Genomic DNA, 18,007 nt, shown 5'->3' on the forward strand with positions numbered 1-18,007 from the left:
AAATTTTTTGTCAAAAATTGATTATTATAAAAAAAAATGATACGATCACTTTGTAACAATGTAAGCCTATACATACATAACGACGGGGTGGAGAACGTATATGGACAAAACATTTCTTATGGTCAAACCTGATGGTGTGGAAAGACAATTAATCGGTGAAATTGTGTCAAGATTCGAAAAAAAGGGGCTTCAGCTTGTTGGTGCAAAACTAATGAGTATTCCAAAAGAAGTAGCAGAAACACATTACGGAGAGCATAAAGAAAAACCATTTTTCGGGGAATTGGTTGACTTTATTACGTCAGGACCAGTATTTGCAATGGTATGGCAAGGTGAACAGGTAGTAGATGTAACAAGACAGATTATCGGCAAAACAAACCCGAAGGAAGCACTTCCAGGCACAATAAGAGGAGACTATGGATTGACGGTTGGAAAAAACATTATCCATGGCTCAGACTCACCAGAAAGTGCTGAAAGAGAAATCAACTTATTCTTCAAACAAGAAGAACTCACAAGCTGGGATCAAACCATCTCAAGCTGGATTTATTAAGGTTCAAGCCAAGGTGTTCATCAAATGAGCACCTTGGCTTTTTTTATATGAATATTTCTACACGAAATTTCGCATGAGAAGATACAAATTTTCGATAAAAACAGCTATACTAGGACAAAGATAGATGAGACAGGAGAGGACTTTGATGGATCAATATCAAGTATTTGTCGGAAAATGGAAAAAACTAACCGGGGTGGATCTGAATTTATATAAAGAAGCACAAATGAAACGAAGATTAACGTCACTTTATGATAAAAAAGGATATAGAGATTTTGAAGCATTCGCGGCTGCCCTTGAAAAGGATAGAGCACTATTAGATGAGACGATGGATCGAATGACGATCAATGTGTCAGAATTTTACCGAAACTATCAGCGCTGGGAAGTGCTTGACCAAAAAATTCTTCCGCTGCTTTCGAAAAACAGCGGCACCCTAAAAATATGGAGTGCAGCATGTTCGACAGGAGAGGAGCCGTATACACTCTCAATGCTTCTATCAAGCCATCCGCTCGTGAAGGACTTCCAAATTATTGCAACTGATATTGATGATAAAGTTCTGCAATCAGCTCAAAAAGGAAGATATCATGAACGATCATTGCAAGAGGTACCAGATCAAATCAAGCAAAAATATTTCACAAAAGAAGATTCTTCATTTTACACTGTGAAGGATGATGTGCGAAAGCACATTCAATTTAAGAAGCACAACCTTTTAGCAGATCCTTATGAAAAACAGCTTGATCTTATCGTGTGCCGAAATGTCCTCATTTACTTTACAGAAGAGGCAAAAGAAGAGATTTACTTGAAAATGAGCAGCAGTTTAAAACCAAATGGCGTATTATTTGTGGGTTCTACTGAACAAATTTTTCACCCAGAAAAGTTTGGACTGACATCTGCTGATACTTTCTTTTATCAAAAGAAGGGGTTGTAGCTGACTTTTTAGTAGTAAGTGTGTTATCATAGTTTTACTTAAAAGCGTTAATGCGATGAAGGGAGATCAAGTCATGAGATACTTAACAGCAGGTGAATCACATGGTCCACAATTGACCACAATTATTGAAGGCGTTCCAGCGGGACTTTACATAGAGCAGGATGACATCAATTATGAATTGGCTAGAAGACAAAAAGGTCACGGCCGCGGGCGAAGAATGCAGATTGAAAAAGACCAAGCGAAAGTGTTAAGTGGTGTTCGCCACGGGAAAACATTAGGTTCTCCTATTGCACTTGTCGTTGAAAACAACGACTGGAAGCATTGGACAAAGGTGATGGGGGCAGAGCCGATCACAGAAGAAGAAGAGAGTGAAATGAAGCGTCAAATTTCACGCCCTAGACCAGGACATGCGGATTTAAATGGTGCGATTAAATATGGACATCGTGATATGCGAAACGTATTAGAGCGTTCATCAGCCCGCGAGACAACCGTTCGCGTAGCAGCAGGCGCAGTCGCCAAACAAATCTTGGCTCATCTAGGAATCAAGGTAGCTGGCCACGTTCTTGAAATTGGCGGAGTGAAAGCAGCTCATACGACATATAAATCGATTGAAGATTTGCAAAAGGTAACGGAAGAGTCGCCTGTTCGCTGCTACGACAGTGAAGCAGGTCAAAAAATGATGGATGCCATTGATGAAGCGAAGAAAAACGGTGATTCAATTGGCGGAATTGTTGAAGTTATCGTTGAAGGAATGCCGGTTGGAGTCGGAAGCTATGTTCACTATGACCGCAAATTAGACAGCAAGCTTGCAGGTGCTGTTCTGAGTATCAACGCTTTTAAAGGGGTTGAATTCGGTATCGGCTTCGAGGCGGCTTCTAAAAATGGCAGTGAGGTCCATGATGAAATCATCTGGGATGAAGAAAAAGGCTATACGAGAAAAACAAATCGCTTAGGCGGTCTTGAAGGCGGAATGTCAACTGGTATGCCAATTGTCGTAAGAGGGGTCATGAAACCAATCCCAACGCTTTATAAACCGCTTCAAAGCGTTGACATTGAAACAAAAGAACCTTTCTCCGCAAGTATTGAACGTTCTGACAGCTGTGCTGTTCCTGCCGCAAGTGTTGTCGCAGAAGCAGTCGTGGCTTGGGAAATTGCCAATGCTGTTGTTGAGCAGTTTGGTCTTGATCAAATCGACCGCATTAAAGAAAATGTTGAAAAAATGCGCCAGCTTCAGAGGGAATTTTAATGAAAACACTGGAAGTTAAGGCGTCTTCAGCCACTTATCCTGTATACATCGGTGATGGGATTAAACGCAATATCGTCGACTTGATGACTTCCACGGGGCATTCCTATACGAAGCTCCTAATCGTTACAGATACAGCTGTTGATGCCATTTACGGTGATGAAATGGTTCGATTACTTAAGCAGAAGTGGTCTGTGCATAAAGTGGTTGTGCCAAGCGGAGAGCAGTCGAAATCTTTTGCTGAGTTTGAGCATATTCATACGAAGGCCATTCAGTTTCAGCTGGATCGCTCCTCGTGCATCATTGCGCTGGGAGGAGGCGTAATTGGGGATTTGGCTGGCTTTGTTGCTGCTAGTTATATGAGAGGCATTGATTTTATTCAAGTGCCGACGACGCTGCTGGCACATGACAGTGCAGTTGGCGGGAAAACAGGGATTAACCACCCGCTCGGTAAAAATTTAATCGGTGCATTTCATCAGCCGAAAGCTGTGATCTATGATACGAGTATGCTTGAGACACTATCTCAAATTGAAATGAGGTCAGGCTTTGCTGAGGTCATCAAACATGCCCTCATTTCAAGTGAAGACTTTTTATCAGAACTGATGTCCATTCGTTCTTTGGCGGAATGTTCAAAGAGCGAGCTGGCACATATGCTGTATCAAGGGATTCAAGTCAAAGCGTCGATTGTTCAAAAAGACGAAAGAGAACAAGGCGTGCGTGCATTTTTGAATTTAGGTCATACACTTGGGCACGCCATTGAAGCAGAGTATGGATACGGCGTTATCACGCACGGAGATGCTATTGCAATCGGCATGCAGTTTGCGCTATATGTGAGCGAAAAGAAGCTGGGACTCAGCCTCAATCGGATGGAACTAAAAAATTGGATGAAAGAACTCGGATTCCCGGTACAAGTCACTCAAAACATTTCCATGAAAACATTTGTTGACCGAATGATTGGTGATAAAAAGGCAAGAGGCGGAACCGTTCAATTTGTTTTATTAAAACAGGTTGGAGACGCTGTCTTGCAGTCTTTCACAAAAGATGAGCTGCATCACTGGCTCGAAGAATGGAAACGGGAGGAGGGATGTCTATGATGTTTCGCGGGATACGTGGGGCTACAACTGTGACAGAAGATACAGAAACAGAAGTGTTAAACAAAACGAAACAGCTGCTAGAAGCGATTATTTCAAGAAATCAAGTAGATCCAGAACGTGTCGTGCAGATCTTAATTTCAGCTACACAAGATATTCACTCCGTTTTTCCGGCAAAAGCCCTTCGTCAGTTTGAAGGATGGACGTATGTGCCTGTTACTTGTATGCAGGAGCTGGACATTCAAGGCGGTCTAAAGCATTGCATTCGCGTTTTAATGACGGTCCAAACAGACACAAAGCAGGAAGATGTGCAGCATGTGTACTTGGAAGAAGCTGTGACGCTTCGCCCTGATTTACAGTTGACAAAAAACAAGGAATTATAATACGATATGAACAGCCGAAGTTTACACACAGGTGTAAACGGCATTGCAAGCTTAGAGAAGATGAGAATGAGACTAGGGTAGTTGAGATGAGTAGAGTTGAGCAGAGATACGATACGTCTATTTCATCATACTGCCTAAAAGAGCAACCCTCTTTTAGGCTTATTTCGTATACTCATACAAACCCTCTATATGTCCCCTCATTCTCCTTAATCCCATTTAAGGAGTGTGCTTATGAATTCCCAATCAAACCTGACCCAATTTTTAAGGGACAGCGAGTCCCACAAAACAATCCCGATTGTTGAAACCATTACAGTTGATACGCTCTCACCGATTCAAATTGTCGAAAAACTCAAGCAAGATATTGTGTATCTGCTAGAAAGCAGAGACGAGTCTTCTAGCTGGTCGAGATATTCCTTCATCGGATTACATCCTTTTTTAACCTTACACGATGACCAAAACCAATATATTGCACGTGACGCTGCAGGGCAGGAAGTCATGAAAAAGCAAGAACTGAAAGACTTACTAGACTGGATGAAAGAGCAATACCAAATCAAGACACCAGATGTTGACATCCCATTTACAGGCGGGGCAGTTGGGTACTTAAGTTACGATCTTATTCCAAATATTGAACCTTCTGTCAGGCCACACCTAAGCGCATCAACGACAGACAATTGTACTCTATTTGTCTGCCAAACGATGATTGCCTTTGATCATGAAACGAATCATGTTCATTTTATCCAATACACCCAGCTGACCGGAAATGAAACAGAAGACGAAAAAATACAAGCTTATAAAGAAAATCAAAAGCGGCTTGAACAGATGATTCACAAGCTCCATACAAAGATTGATATGAAAGAACTGATTTTATCAGGGAATATGAACGAATCACCGTCCTTTGAACATGTGACGTCAACCTATGAAAAAGCGCAATTTTTAAAGGACGTAGAAAAAATCAAAGAATACATTCGAGCAGGTGATATTTTTCAAGGCGTCCTCTCACAGCGCTTTGATATCCCAGTGTCAGTGAGTTCATTTGAATTATACCGCGTGCTTCGCATTGTGAATCCATCTCCATACATGTATTTTATGAAATTAAAAGACCGCGATTTAGTCGGAAGCTCGCCAGAACGATTAATCCATGCCAAAAATGGGCACTTAGAAATTCACCCCATTGCAGGCACAAGAAAACGAGGAAAAACAAAAGAAGAGGACGCTGCGCTTGCAAGAGAGCTGTTAGAGGATGAGAAAGAAAAAGCAGAACATTACATGTTAGTAGATCTAGCCAGAAATGATGTCGGCCGCGTAGCAGAATACGGCAGTGTGTCTGTACCGACCTTTACAAAAGTTGTGAACTTTTCACATGTCATGCACATCATCTCCATTGTGACAGGGAAGCTAAAGCAGGATACACACCCAGTCGATGCGCTCATGTCCGCTTTTCCTGCAGGCACATTAACAGGGGCACCGAAAATAAGAGCGATGCAATTATTAAATGAAATGGAGCCTGAGCCAAGGGAAACGTATGGCGGCTGTATTGCCTATATTGGGTTCGACGGCAATATCGACTCTTGTATTACCATTCGCACCATGAGCATCAAAGATCAGACCGCTTCCATACAAGCAGGCGCTGGCATTGTCGCAGATTCTGTTCCAGAAAATGAATGGGAAGAGACTTGTAACAAGGCAGGAGCGCTTCTGAAGGCCATTCAGCTTGCTGAACATATTTTCTCAGAAAAGGAGAGTGTGCAGGATGAATCAGCGACTTTCAGCTCTTGTTAACGGAGGCTTCCTATCAGAAAATGAAGCCCATAGGCTAATGCATGATATGATGAGCGGATCTTTAACAGATGCTGAAGTCGCTGCAAGTCTATCGATTTTAGCGCACAGAGGAGAAACCGCTGAAGAAATGACAGGCTTCGTGAGGGCCATGCGGCAAAAGGCAGCACCAGCGGAAAGATCGCTCGATGTCGTTGACACATGCGGTACAGGAGGCGATGGACTCTCTACATTTAATATATCAACTGCAGCTGCCATTGTGGCTTCCGCCGCTGGTGCTAAAATCGCAAAACACGGAAATCGTTCAGTCTCTTCTAAAAGCGGAAGTGCCGACGTGCTAGAGTGTCTTGGCATTCACATTCAATCCACTCCAGAAGAAACGAGAAGACAAATACAAGACAAAAACATGGGCTTTTTATTTGCACCACTGTACCATTCATCTATGAAACAAGTAGCAGCAGTCCGCAAGCAGCTTGGCTTCCGGACGGTATTTAATCTATTAGGACCGCTTTGCCACCCGATGCAAGCCAAAAAGCAAATCATCGGTGTGTATGCAAAGGAAAAGGCGAAATTAATGGCGGAAGCCCTTGCCCCATTAGAGCCAGAGCATGTCTTGTTTGTATGCGGGGAAGACGGGCTGGATGAATTAACGATTACAGCAAATTCATATGTGATTGAACTCAAAAAAGGTGCCATGACAGAATATACGCTAAACCCAGAAGACTTTGGACTGGAAAAAGGATACTTATCAGATATTCAGGTCCAATCACCGGAAGAGAGCGCAAAATTGATTCAGAATATATTGAATCATCAAACAGAAGGGGCGCCGCTTCATATTACAGCTCTGAATGCCGGAGCGGCTTTATATATCGCAGGCAAGTCTGAAAGCCTCATGGCAGGAACATTAAAAGCATTAGAAACGATAAAAAACGGAGCAGCCAAAGAACAATTGGCTCGTTTAAGACAAAAAACGAAAGAGGAAGAGATCTATGCTTAATCAAATCATTGCACGCAAAAAAGAACATATCCAAACGTTGGAGTTACCTGATGATGGACACTATGAAAGACGATCATTTAAAGAAGCACTGATGAATCCTCACCGTTCGATTGGGCTCATTGCTGAGGTGAAAAAGGCATCTCCTTCCAAAGGAATCATTCAGCCGAATTTTGATCCTCTGCAAACAGCAAAAGCATACGAAAAATCGAATGCTGATTGCTTATCAGTCTTAACAGATGAACCATTTTTTCAAGGGAAGAACGAGTATCTTTCCTTAATTAAAGAACACGTCGGACGTCCAATTTTAAGAAAAGACTTTATCATCGATTCCATACAGGTAGAAGAGTCAAGACGTATCGGTGCAGATGCCATTTTATTAATTGGAGAAGTGCTTGAACCGAAACATCTGCATGAACTCTATGTTGAAGCGAAGGAAAAAGGACTAGATATTCTTGTCGAAGTTCATGCAGCAGATACACTGGAACAAATCTTAAACCTATTCACCCCTGAAATCATTGGCGTGAATAACCGAAATTTAAAAACATTTAAAACAACAGTTGAGCAAACAAAAGAGATTGCACCACTTGTTCCAAAGGATGTCTTACTAGTAAGTGAAAGCGGTATTCAGACATTTGATGATCTGACCTTTGTTAAAAAACATGGAGCGAGTGCTGTCCTTGTAGGTGAATCATTAATGAGAGAACCCTCACAAGAAAAAGCCGTCCAGACGTTGTTTGGTGAATGATCACGATGAAGCCTTTTTTAAAATATTGCGGAGCGGTCTCACTAGAAGATGTAGAATGCATTGCGCAATCTCAAGCAGATGCGATCGGGTTTATTTTTGCTCCAAGTAAAAGACAAGTCGATCCAGAACAAGTGAAACAATGGCTCACCGAGTCGCAGTGCGAGAAAGAGATTACTGGTGTATTTGTAAATGAAAAAATCCAAAAAGTGTGTGACATCACAAAGCATATTCCTTTAGATATCGTGCAGCTGCATGGAGATGAAACACGAGAGGATGCAAAAGAAATAAAACAACAAACAGGAGCGATTGTGTGGAAAGTCTTTCACCACGAGCCCGATGTAAAAGAAACACTCGATAAAATGACGGCATTTGCGCCGTTTGTCGATGGTTTCCTCATTGATGCGAAAGTAAAAGGAATGAGAGGTGGTTCTGGCACAGCTTTTACATGGGAAGCGGTACCTGTATACATTCAGCAGGCAAAACGACTGGAGAAAACATGCATCATTGCAGGCGGAATAACACCAGAAACGCTGCCAGAGCTGCTTGCCTATGGCCCAAAAGCGATCGATCTTTCAAGCGGCATAGAAGAAAACGGGAAGAAAAGCAGTGCTAAGATCAAAGCGCTCGAAGAAAGGATGTTAAACGATGTACGCATATCCAAATGAGATTGGCAGATATGGAGAATTCGGAGGGAAATTTGTTCCTGAGACGCTCATGCAGCCACTCAAAGAAATCGAACAAGCATTTAAAGAATTAAAAGAAGACCCTGCTTTTGAGCAAGAATATCTTTCCCTTTTGCAAAACTATTCAGGCAGACCGACTGCGCTGACATATGCTGATCAATTATCAGCATACCTCGGCGGCGCAAAAATCTATTTAAAAAGAGAAGATTTAAACCATACAGGCGCTCATAAAATTAACAATGCACTTGGGCAGGCTCTGCTTGCGAAAAAAATGGGGAAATCAAACATCATCGCGGAAACAGGCGCAGGACAGCACGGAGTAGCAGCCGCAACGGTGGCCGCAAAGTTTGGATTATCCTGCACGGTATTTATGGGGAAAGAGGATGTGGAAAGACAATCACTCAATGTATTCCGAATGAAGCTCCTTGGCGCTGAGGTCATACCTGTCACAAGCGGGAACGGCACATTAAAAGATGCAACCAACGAAGCGATTCGTTACTGGGTCCAGCACTGCAGTGATCATTTCTATATGATCGGCTCAGTTGTAGGACCTCACCCGTATCCCCAAATCGTCAGTGAGTTCCAGCGGATGATTGGTGATGAAGCAAAAGAGCAGATAATTAAAAAAGAAGGCAGGCTCCCACATAAAGTCATTGCTTGTGTCGGCGGCGGAAGTAATGCCATTGGAATGTACCGAGCGTTTTTAGATGAAGAGATTGATATTATTGGTGTAGAAGCCGCTGGAAAAGGAATCGATACGCCGCTTCATGCAGCAACCATTACGAAGGGGACAAAAGGGGTCATTCATGGATCTTTGACATATTTAATCCAAGACGAATTTGGCCAGATTATTGAGCCCTATTCCATTTCAGCTGGTTTAGATTATCCTGGGATCGGGCCAGAGCACGCATATTTACATGCGAGCGGCAGGGTTCAATATGTGAGTGCTACAGATCAAGAAGCACTGGATGCGTTAAAGCTGCTGACAGAAAAGGAAGGAATCCTGCCAGCGATTGAATCAGCACACGCTTTAGCCAAGGCGTTTGAGATGAGCAGGACGATGAATGAAGATGAAATCGTCCTTGTCTGCCTGTCAGGAAGAGGAGATAAGGATGTGCATACATTAATGAATGTGTTTGAAAGTGAGGGCAAAACCAAATGATCACATTTCAATTAGAGAAAGGCGAGAAATTATTCATCCCATTTATCACGGCAGGAGATCCGTCAGAAGAAGTCACGATTGATTTAGCTGTGTCCCTTCAAGCAGCCGGTGCACATGCGATTGAACTAGGTGTCCCTTATTCCGACCCGCTAGCGGACGGTCCTGTCATTCAAAGAGCCTCCAAAAGAGCTCTAAATCATGGCATGAATATCGTAAAAGCGATAGAATTAGCAGGGAAGATGAAAAAAAATGGTGTAAAAATTCCTGTAATTCTATTTACGTATTATAATCCTGTGTTACAATTAGACACAGAATACTTTTTCGCTTTACTGCGCAAAAATCATATTTCGGGACTCTTAACACCCGACTTGCCGTTTGAAGAGAGCAGTGAGCTGCAAAAGAACTGTCAAACATATGACATTTCATATATTTCGCTCGTTGCACCAACCAGCAAGGAACGATTAGTAAACATTGTAGAGCAGGCAGAAGGTTTTGTGTATTGTGTTTCATCTCTTGGTGTAACAGGTGTCAGACAAACCTTTGACGAATCGATTACTGATTTTATTCAACAAGTGAAACAGCTGAGTCACATACCGGTTGCGGTCGGTTTTGGCATCTCAACAAGAGAGCAGGTAGACTCAATGAATAAACTGAGTGACGGTGTCGTTGTAGGCAGTGCACTTGTGAAAAAAATTGAAGAACTTCAAGATCAATTGTTAGCAAGTGATACACGTCAAGAAGCTTTAAGAGAATTTGAAACCTATGCAAAAACATTTAGTCCCCTCTATTCATTCAAATGAGGTGAAACTTTTGCAAATCAAAGATCAATTAAAACAACTAAAACCGTATCAACCTGGGAAACCAATTGAAGAGGTCAAAAAAGAATATCAATTAGACAAGATTGTGAAATTGGCTTCAAATGAAAACCCTTTTGGATGTTCCTTACATGCAAGAGAGGCGATACAAGCTGAGCTCGAACATTTAGCGATCTATCCAGATGGATACAGCGCAAGTTTAAGAACGGAGCTTGCTGAGTTTCTTCAAGTAAATGAAAAACAATTAATATTCGGGAATGGCTCAGATGAACTTGTGCAAATTATTGCTAGGGCATTCCTTGACCAACATACAAATACCGTCATCCCCGCTCCATCTTTTCCGCAATACCGTCACAATGCCGTCATTGAGCAGGCAGAGATTCGAGAGGTGCCGCTTTTAGACGGAGGAGCTCACGATCTGAAGGGCATGCTGGATGCGATTGATGAGAACACGAAGGTCGTCTGGGTATGCAACCCGAATAACCCGACGGGAAATCATTTGTCAGAATCTGAGCTTGTGGCGTTTTTAGACCAAGTACCAGCTCATGTGCTTGTTGTACTAGATGAAGCATATGTCGAATACGTTCGTGCGGAAGACTTTCCGAACAGCTTATCTTTATTACACTCCTATCAAAATGTCATCGTACTCCGAACGTTTTCAAAAGCGTATGGACTGGCTGCACTTCGAGTAGGCTATGGCATTGCGTCGGAAGAGTTGATTACTGCGATTGAACCAGCGAGAGAGCCGTTTAATACGAGTCGTATCGCTCAGGCAGCTGCACGTGCAGCGATAAAAGATCAGGATTTCATTCAATCTTGCAGACAGAAAAATGAAGCAGGTCTCAAACAATATCAAGAATTTGCTGACCGTTTTGGACTTTTTATTTATCCGTCTCAAACAAACTTCGTGCTGATTGATTTTAAGAGAGATGCAGATGAATTATTCAATGCATTATTGAAAAAAGGCTACATTGTTCGTTCTGGTAAAGCACTTGGTTTTCCGACTTCTTTACGTATTACGGTCGGAACAATGGAGCAAAATGCAGAAATTCTAAGTACACTTGCCGATTTAATGCAAGGCATTCGTGCGTAGCATAACCATAAAGTCATATCCTAAGGCAGGATATGGCTTTCATTGTACCAACCTCATATACATATAAGCTGTTGAAATGGCTTTTTTAATTTTCGTGAAAAAACAGGTGATGAACATGAATGATGCAAACGAAACAATATTAATCGCTGGACTTGGCTTAATTGGAGGTTCCATCGCACTGTCGATTAAAAAAGAGTATCCCCATAAAAAAATTGTAGGATACGATGTGTCCAAAGAACAAATGGTTGCGGCAACAAAGTTGGGTATCATTGATTTAGCAGCTGATTCATTTGCGGCAGGTTTGGATGAATCTGCGACTATTATATTGGCAACACCAGTTCAGCAAACAGTCAAGATGCTTCGTGAGATTGCAAACTCTGGAATTGAGAGAGAGCTCACAATTACCGATGTTGGCAGCACAAAGCAAAAGGTCGTCCATTTTGCTGAAAAAACGCTTCCTAAGCACTACCAATTTATTGGTGGACATCCGATGGCAGGCTCTCATAAGTCAGGAGTCATTGCAGCGAAAGACTTTTTATTTGAAAATGCATTCTACATTTTAACGCCGGCAAAGGAAACAAATCGCCAGGCTGTTGATCGTTTGAAGGACTTGTTAAAGGGGACAAATGCTCATTTCATTGAGATGACTCCAGAAGAACATGATGGTGTAACAAGTGTGATTAGTCATTTCCCTCATATTGTTGCAGCCAGCCTTGTGCATCAAGCACATCATTTTGAAGAACAATTCCCACTTGTCAAACGGTTTGCTGCTGGAGGCTTTCGTGACATTACACGTATTGCTTCAAGCAATCCTGCAATGTGGCGAGATATCCTTCTGCACAACAAAAACAAGATTTTAGATCGGTTTCATGAATGGAAAAAAGAGATCGACCGCATTGAGACCTTTGTACAGCAAGAAGACGCTGAAGGCTTGTTCTCTTATTTTCAAGAGGCAAAGGAATATCGCGATGGACTTCCTCTTAGGAAAAAAGGTGCCATTCCTGCTTTTTATGACCTTTATGTGGATGTTCCAGATCACCCTGGGGTCATTTCGGAGATTACAGGGCATTTAGCAAATGAAAACATCAGTATTACGAATATCCGTATTATTGAAACGCGAGAAGACATTAATGGGATTTTGCGCATTAGTTTTCAAACAGATGACGACCGTAAGCGTGCAGAGATCTGTATAAAAAATAGAGCGAATTACGATACATTTTATGCTGACTGAGGTGACAAACATGAAAATTCATAAAAATGCTCCTATGAATGGAGTCATTCATATTCCAGGTGATAAATCCATTTCTCATAGATCAGTGATGTTTGGTGCAATTGCTGATGGGACTACAGTGGTGAAAAACTTTCTTCCTGGAGCCGATTGTTTAAGTACGATTGATTGCTTTAGAAAGATGGGCGTTGAAATTGAACAAAAAGGGACAGATGTTGTGATCCACGGTAAGGGACTGAAAGAGCTCAAGGAGCCGTCTGACGTCCTCGATGTTGGGAATTCTGGTACAACCATTCGATTAATGATGGGAATATTAGCTGGTTGTGAGTTTCACAGTACACTGATCGGTGATGAGAGTATTGCTAAAAGACCAATGCAACGAGTAACAGGTCCACTTAAACAACTGGGAGCGAAAATAGATGGCAGAGCAAACGGCGAGTATACGCCACTGTCTATTCGTGGCGGTCATTTAAAAGGTATCTCATATGAGTCTCCGGTGGCAAGTGCCCAAATTAAGTCCGCTGTCCTTTTAGCGGGACTTCAAGCAGAGGGAACAACAACATTAACTGAACCGCATAAATCAAGAGATCATACAGAAAGAATGCTCTCTATGTTTGGTGTAAAACTAGACGAAGATGAACAAAGTGTTTCCATTGAAGGCGGTCAAACATTAAAAGCAACAGATATATTTGTTCCTGGAGACATCTCTTCAGCTGCATTTTTCCTTGTTGCTGGATCTATTGTTCCTAACAGCCGGATTGTGTTAAAAAATGTCGGGCTAAACAAAACAAGAACGGGTATTATCGATGTACTGAAACAAATGGGTGCGAATCTTGAGATCAAAGAAGTAGATGCAAAAGACGGAGAACCGTATGGTGATTTAACGATTTCAACCTCTTCATTAAAAGGGATTGAAATTTCTGGTGACATGATTTCAAGACTCATCGACGAAATCCCGATTATAGCGCTTCTAGCGACACAAGCAGAAGGAACAACGATTATTAAAGATGCTGCTGAGTTAAAAGTAAAAGAGACCAATCGAATTGATACCGTCGTGTCAGAACTTAAAAAACTCGGTGCTGAAATTGAAGCAACTGATGATGGTATGAAGATTCATGGTAAAACCACACTTAAAGGCGGCGCTATCGTGTCAAGCTACGGAGATCACCGAATCGGTATGATGCTGGGGGTTGCTGCTTGCATCACAAAGCAAGCTGTTGAGATTGAAGATACAGATGCTGTTCGTGTATCATACCCGAATTTCTTTGAACACATTGAATACTTAACCAAAACAGTCTGAGGATGTCCTCAGGCTTTTTCTTTCCTTATGCATATTTGTAAGAAATATAGCATAGCTTGTCTCAAGATGAAACCTGGAAAAAAATCATTTTATCCGATAAAAAAATGAATTTCAGGTGCTTGCAGTTTACAAAACTTCCGTTTCGTAAAGGATGAAATGAAAAACAGTCTTTAAAACAAAAAAATGGGTTCATTTTAAAAGAGCAACATATTTGCTGGATGAGTACCTGTCGATTATGATATGAAGTAACAATAGTTTAGGTTTTTGGAAACAGAAAGGAACGGTTTGATTTGAATAGTTCATTACAAGAAGCCATAAAATTAGTTGAGGCGGGTGAGACTGAAAAAGGACTCCAAACACTTGCTCAGGCAGAAAATCATTTGCATGATGAAGAAAAGGCGCAGGCAGCTCAGTTATATTATGATTGGGGAGATATCGATAAAGCGCGGAATCTCATCAGTGATTTACATGATTTATATCCAGAGGAAACAGGGTTAACATGTTTTTATGCAGAGCTACTGATTGACTCTGATGAAGAAGAAAAGGCGATTTCGGTATTAGAGACGATTCCTGAAGATGATGATGCGTATCCAGAGAGTTTATTGTTAATGGCAGATTTGTATCAAATGCAAGGACTATTTGAAGTCAGTGAACAAAAGCTCTTAAAAGCGAAAGAACTGCTTCCAAATGAAGCCATCATTGATTTTGCGTTAGGTGAATTGTATTTTTCACAAGGTCTTTCAAAGAAAGCCGCCGACTATTTCTACAAAGTCGCAGATCAACAACATGAGGTTGGCGGCGTCAATGTTTACCAGAGACTCGCTGAATCACTCAGCACCGCTGGAGAATTTGAAGATGCGCTTGAATGGTACGAAAAGGCAGTAAAAGATCAAACAGACCCGAATACACTTTTTGGCTACGGATTTACAGCGATGAGGGCCGGCAGAACGAAAACAGCCATTCAGCAGCTTTCAGAACTAAAAGATATTGATCCGTCTTATTCGTCTCTTTATATGCCTTTAGCGAAAAGTTATGAGGAAGAAGGACTATATCAGGAGGCTTTAGAGGTAGTAAAAGAGGGTATTAAAATTGATGAGTATAACAAAGAATTATATTTATATGGTGCAAAGATTGACTTGAAAAATGGGGATTCAGAAGATGCGAAAAAGCTGCTTCAAGAAGCACTTGCTCTTGATCCGGGATATATTGAAGCGGTTCAAACATTGCTCGCGATCTATTTAAATGAAGAGCTTTTTGATGAAATCCTGGATGTCATTAAAGAGGTTAAAAGCTTTGGGGAAGATGATCCAAAATGGAATTGGTATGCTGCATCTGCTTCTGTTGGACGAGAGGAATACAAAGAAGCAGCCGATTACTTCAAGCTGGCTCTGCCTGATTTTGATGAGGAGCGTGACTTTTTATATGAATACGCTTCGTTCCTTTTAGAAGAAGGCAGACAAAAAGAAGCATTGCCGCTATTACGCAAAGTTCTTCAGAAAGATGGCACGAATGAAGAAATCGAAGAAACGATTTTAAGAATTGAAGACGAAATTTCCTTATAGTTTGCAGGAATGAAGAACTGGTTTGTTGAATAATTCATGTATAGCAATTTAATTTACGATAGAGGAGGGAATAACATGCAGACCCCTGTTTCTGTCAATGAAAAGAAGGAATTCATCCGGTGGTTTTTAAACCATTATCAGCTAAAACGAAGAGAGTGTGTTTGGATATTAAATTATTTAATGAGTCACGACTCTTTGATGGAAAAGGTTCATTTTGTAGAGCAAGCAGAATTTTGCCCAAGGGGAATCATTATGTCAACACACTGTGTGGATGAAGTTCCCTTTAGATTTTATAAAGAAAACATCATGACGACAGATGCTGAAAAGTCATTTCATGATATTCGTTTGAATAAACAGCAAGATTTGTTTATTCAATTGAATTTCCGTTCTGCTTATCGTTCGCCGGAATATGCAGCTGTGCTTGAAACAAATCCTCATATTCCAAAGGATCTTTATGAGAACGAAAAAGATAAGGATCTTGCGGAGAAAGTGCTTGAACACTCGATCGCAACGTTCCAAAAAGAACGGCTTATGAAAGAGATAGATGAGGCACTTGACCGTCATGATCAAGAAACATTTAATAAGTTAGCAAAAGAATTAAGCCTATTGTCATAAACTGAACGAATAAGCCTTGCCCTATACAGGCAGGGCTTATGTCATGAAAGAGGGGAAATTGATGAAGTTTCAAGCGGAGGATGCGGATCGCTTTTTGCAATCTAAAGATTACATTGATACCGCTATCATTCCAATAGTTGGAATAGATGCGAATCAAATCAAACAAACTGTATCTTTAGGTGAGTTTACCATTCTTGTAGCAGAGGAACTTGAAAGGCAGCTGAAAGGGCGGGTCTTTCTTTTTCCACCACATACATATGTAGAGATCAATGATCGAAAACTAGAAGACATCTTCACGATGAAGCAGTCGCTAGAAGATCATTTTCAGCATGTCGTGTTGATCTCATCTGATCATCAATGGAAAGAGCATGCGGCGGTTAGTGAAGCGCTATTTTTGTTAAAGCCGGTTCCGCTCGAGCATTTAAAGGTAGAATTAAAGCAAAAAATCGTTCAAGACAGTGTAGAACAAATTTTGAACTTTTTGTTACAAAAGTGGAACCCTTCATAAAAACCCTTACATTTGCATTGTACATAGCTTTTTAGGCTGTTGACCTTGTGAATAGATTGATATATTATGAGGGTGTCCTAGTTTTATGAAATTTTTTCTAATTCAGTTATAAAGTAGCTGACGACCTGAGGGGGGGAGAAAAAAATGAGCGAGAAGAGACATGGAGTGTCCAGGCGTCAATTTTTGAATTACACGTTGACCGGCGTGGGGGGATTTATGGCCGCTGGAATGCTCATGCCTATGGTTCGCTTTGCGCTTGACCCTGTGCTAAAAGGAACAGAGGATCAGGATATGGTTCAAGTTGTCAGTGTAGATGAACTGACGAAGGAACCGAAGCGCTTTGACTTTAAAATTGATCAAGTAGATGCATGGTATGAGTCAAAGGAATCTAGGTCAGCATGGGTGTACAAAGAAGGGGATGAAATTGTCGCTTTATCGCCAATCTGTAAACATTTAGGATGTACAGTGAACTGGAACAGTGATCCGAAAAATCCAAACAAATTTTTCTGCCCATGCCACTATGGGCTGTACGACAAGGATGGTACAAACGTACCCGGAACTCCACCGCTTGCACCGCTTGACCATTATAAGCAGCAAGTGAAGGACGGATACCTCTATCTTGGAAAAGCTGTGCCGAAAGGGGAAGGGTAACGATGCTTAACAAGATTTATGATTGGGTAGATGAGCGGCTAGACATTACACCAATATGGAGAGATATTGCGGATCATGAGGTGCCAGAGCATGTCAATCCAGCACATCATTTCTCCGCTTTTGTGTACTGTTTTGGCGGTTTAACGTTTTTTGTGACAGTCATTCAAGTCCTTTCGGGCATGTTTTTAACGATGTATTATGTGCCGGATATTAAAAATGCCTGGGAATCTGTCTATTATTTGCAAAATGAAGTGGCATTTGGTCAGATTGTCAGAGGGATGCACCACTGGGGTGCGAGTCTAGTCATTGTCATGATGTTTTTACATACGCTAAGGGTCTTTTTCCAAGGGGCGTATAAAAAGCCTAGAGAGCTGAACTGGATTGTTGGTGTGCTCATTTTCTTTGTGATGCTTGGACTTGGTTTTACAGGATATCTCTTGCCATGGGATATGAAGGCGCTATTTGCGACGAAGGTTGGTCTTCAAATTGCAGAAGCCACACCATTCATTGGAAAAGAGATCAAAACGCTGCTTGCAGGTCATCCTGACATTGTAGGGGCACAAACGCTGACGAGATTTTTCGCTATCCATGTCTTTTTCTTGCCAGCGGCATTATTTGGGCTGATGGCTGCCCACTTTATTATGATTCGTAAGCAAGGAATTTCTGGACCGCTATAAAAAAAG

The 18,007-nt window shown here is 41.5% G+C and carries 19 protein-coding genes; all 19 read left to right on the top strand.

Features of this window, described 5'->3' with window-relative positions:
* The first annotated feature begins 100 nt into the window (after positions 1–100).
* Entirely contained in the window at positions 101–547 is a 447-nt protein-coding gene (ndk, locus tag C6347_RS11025; RefSeq protein WP_034661072.1) for a nucleoside-diphosphate kinase, read from the top strand.
* 145 nt (positions 548–692) lie between these two features.
* Positions 693–1,472, top strand: a complete 780-nt coding sequence (locus C6347_RS11030) for a CheR family methyltransferase (protein WP_066030725.1) — start codon at positions 693–695, stop codon at positions 1,470–1,472.
* Positions 1,473–1,545: 73 nt separating this feature from the next.
* A complete protein-coding gene (gene aroC / locus C6347_RS11035; protein WP_060596745.1) occupies positions 1,546–2,718 on the top strand; it encodes a chorismate synthase in 1,173 nt (390 codons plus the stop codon).
* Positions 2,718–3,809, top strand: coding sequence for a 3-dehydroquinate synthase (aroB, locus tag C6347_RS11040; RefSeq protein ID WP_106071642.1), 1,092 nt, complete (start codon positions 2,718–2,720; stop codon positions 3,807–3,809). The genes aroC and aroB overlap by 1 nt, the downstream gene beginning before the upstream one ends.
* Positions 3,806–4,189: a chorismate mutase gene (gene aroH / locus C6347_RS11045; RefSeq protein WP_034661065.1), complete on the top strand. Its 384-nt coding sequence runs from the start codon at positions 3,806–3,808 to the stop codon at positions 4,187–4,189. Before aroB ends, aroH begins: the two co-directional genes overlap by 4 nt.
* A gap of 231 nt (positions 4,190–4,420) precedes the next feature.
* The gene (gene trpE, locus C6347_RS11050; RefSeq protein ID WP_106071643.1) at positions 4,421–5,968 is read left to right on the top strand and encodes an anthranilate synthase component I; all 1,548 of its coding nucleotides are present in this window, start codon (positions 4,421–4,423) and stop codon (positions 5,966–5,968) included.
* The gene (gene trpD / locus C6347_RS11055) at positions 5,940–6,962 is read left to right on the top strand and encodes an anthranilate phosphoribosyltransferase (protein WP_060596742.1); all 1,023 of its coding nucleotides are present in this window, start codon (positions 5,940–5,942) and stop codon (positions 6,960–6,962) included. Before trpE ends, trpD begins: the two co-directional genes overlap by 29 nt.
* Complete coding sequence (trpC, locus tag C6347_RS11060) at positions 6,955–7,707, top strand: indole-3-glycerol phosphate synthase TrpC (RefSeq protein WP_106071644.1); 753 nt, start codon at positions 6,955–6,957, stop codon at positions 7,705–7,707. Before trpD ends, trpC begins: the two co-directional genes overlap by 8 nt.
* A gap of 5 nt (positions 7,708–7,712) precedes the next feature.
* Positions 7,713–8,372, top strand: a complete 660-nt coding sequence (locus tag C6347_RS11065) for a phosphoribosylanthranilate isomerase (protein WP_081311402.1) — start codon at positions 7,713–7,715, stop codon at positions 8,370–8,372.
* Positions 8,353–9,552 carry a tryptophan synthase subunit beta gene (gene trpB / locus C6347_RS11070; RefSeq protein WP_066030729.1) on the top strand — a complete coding sequence of 400 codons (1,200 nt, stop codon included), beginning with the start codon at positions 8,353–8,355 and terminating at the stop codon, positions 9,550–9,552. The genes C6347_RS11065 and trpB overlap by 20 nt, the downstream gene beginning before the upstream one ends.
* On the top strand, positions 9,549–10,352 hold the full coding sequence (gene trpA, locus C6347_RS11075; RefSeq protein WP_060596738.1) for a tryptophan synthase subunit alpha: 804 nt from the start codon (positions 9,549–9,551) through the stop codon (positions 10,350–10,352). The genes trpB and trpA overlap by 4 nt, the downstream gene beginning before the upstream one ends.
* A 10-nt stretch (positions 10,353–10,362) precedes the next feature.
* The gene (gene hisC, locus C6347_RS11080; protein ID WP_034661979.1) at positions 10,363–11,460 is read left to right on the top strand and encodes a histidinol-phosphate transaminase; all 1,098 of its coding nucleotides are present in this window, start codon (positions 10,363–10,365) and stop codon (positions 11,458–11,460) included.
* A gap of 115 nt (positions 11,461–11,575) precedes the next feature.
* A complete protein-coding gene (locus C6347_RS11085; protein ID WP_060596839.1) occupies positions 11,576–12,691 on the top strand; it encodes a prephenate dehydrogenase in 1,116 nt (371 codons plus the stop codon).
* 10 nt (positions 12,692–12,701) lie between these two features.
* On the top strand, positions 12,702–13,988 hold the full coding sequence (aroA, locus tag C6347_RS11090; RefSeq protein WP_060596737.1) for a 3-phosphoshikimate 1-carboxyvinyltransferase: 1,287 nt from the start codon (positions 12,702–12,704) through the stop codon (positions 13,986–13,988).
* A gap of 290 nt (positions 13,989–14,278) precedes the next feature.
* The gene (locus tag C6347_RS11095) at positions 14,279–15,550 is read left to right on the top strand and encodes a tetratricopeptide repeat protein (RefSeq protein ID WP_066030731.1); all 1,272 of its coding nucleotides are present in this window, start codon (positions 14,279–14,281) and stop codon (positions 15,548–15,550) included.
* 75 nt (positions 15,551–15,625) lie between these two features.
* A complete protein-coding gene (locus C6347_RS11100; RefSeq protein ID WP_008344562.1) occupies positions 15,626–16,165 on the top strand; it encodes a ReoY family proteolytic degradation factor in 540 nt (179 codons plus the stop codon).
* Positions 16,166–16,226: 61 nt separating this feature from the next.
* On the top strand, positions 16,227–16,673 hold the full coding sequence (locus C6347_RS11105) for a YpiF family protein (RefSeq protein ID WP_034661055.1): 447 nt from the start codon (positions 16,227–16,229) through the stop codon (positions 16,671–16,673).
* A 144-nt stretch (positions 16,674–16,817) separates the two neighbouring features.
* Positions 16,818–17,324 carry a ubiquinol-cytochrome c reductase iron-sulfur subunit gene (locus C6347_RS11110; RefSeq protein WP_007500911.1) on the top strand — a complete coding sequence of 169 codons (507 nt, stop codon included), beginning with the start codon at positions 16,818–16,820 and terminating at the stop codon, positions 17,322–17,324.
* A gap of 2 nt (positions 17,325–17,326) precedes the next feature.
* On the top strand, positions 17,327–18,001 hold the full coding sequence (gene qcrB, locus C6347_RS11115; protein WP_003215804.1) for a menaquinol-cytochrome c reductase cytochrome b subunit: 675 nt from the start codon (positions 17,327–17,329) through the stop codon (positions 17,999–18,001).
* The last annotated feature ends 6 nt before the right edge of the window (positions 18,002–18,007 follow it).

It is taken from the genome of Bacillus sp. NMTD17, from assembly GCF_002998735.1.
GTDB lineage: Bacteria > Bacillota > Bacilli > Bacillales > Bacillaceae > Bacillus.

Excerpts from the sequence above, each read along its gene's own strand:
- aroA (WP_060596737.1), top strand. The coding sequence starts at position 12,702 with ATGAAAATTCATAAAAATGCTCCTATGAATGGAGTCATTCATATTCCA.
- C6347_RS11105 (WP_034661055.1), top strand. The coding sequence starts at position 16,227 with ATGAAGTTTCAAGCGGAGGATGCGGATCGCTTTTTGCAATCTAAAGAT.
- C6347_RS11030 (WP_066030725.1), top strand. The coding sequence starts at position 693 with ATGGATCAATATCAAGTATTTGTCGGAAAATGGAAAAAACTAACCGGG.
- C6347_RS11100 (WP_008344562.1), top strand. The coding sequence starts at position 15,626 with ATGCAGACCCCTGTTTCTGTCAATGAAAAGAAGGAATTCATCCGGTGG.
- trpB (WP_066030729.1), top strand. The coding sequence starts at position 8,353 with ATGTACGCATATCCAAATGAGATTGGCAGATATGGAGAATTCGGAGGG.
- trpC (WP_106071644.1), top strand. The coding sequence starts at position 6,955 with ATGCTTAATCAAATCATTGCACGCAAAAAAGAACATATCCAAACGTTG.
- C6347_RS11110 (WP_007500911.1), top strand. The coding sequence starts at position 16,818 with ATGAGCGAGAAGAGACATGGAGTGTCCAGGCGTCAATTTTTGAATTAC.
- aroB (WP_106071642.1), top strand. The coding sequence starts at position 2,718 with ATGAAAACACTGGAAGTTAAGGCGTCTTCAGCCACTTATCCTGTATAC.
- ndk (WP_034661072.1), top strand. The coding sequence starts at position 101 with ATGGACAAAACATTTCTTATGGTCAAACCTGATGGTGTGGAAAGACAA.
- qcrB (WP_003215804.1), top strand. The coding sequence starts at position 17,327 with ATGCTTAACAAGATTTATGATTGGGTAGATGAGCGGCTAGACATTACA.
- trpA (WP_060596738.1), top strand. The coding sequence starts at position 9,549 with ATGATCACATTTCAATTAGAGAAAGGCGAGAAATTATTCATCCCATTT.
- trpE (WP_106071643.1), top strand. The coding sequence starts at position 4,421 with ATGAATTCCCAATCAAACCTGACCCAATTTTTAAGGGACAGCGAGTCC.
- aroH (WP_034661065.1), top strand. The coding sequence starts at position 3,806 with ATGATGTTTCGCGGGATACGTGGGGCTACAACTGTGACAGAAGATACA.
- C6347_RS11085 (WP_060596839.1), top strand. The coding sequence starts at position 11,576 with ATGAATGATGCAAACGAAACAATATTAATCGCTGGACTTGGCTTAATT.
- aroC (WP_060596745.1), top strand. The coding sequence starts at position 1,546 with ATGAGATACTTAACAGCAGGTGAATCACATGGTCCACAATTGACCACA.
- C6347_RS11065 (WP_081311402.1), top strand. The coding sequence starts at position 7,713 with ATGAAGCCTTTTTTAAAATATTGCGGAGCGGTCTCACTAGAAGATGTA.
- trpD (WP_060596742.1), top strand. The coding sequence starts at position 5,940 with ATGAATCAGCGACTTTCAGCTCTTGTTAACGGAGGCTTCCTATCAGAA.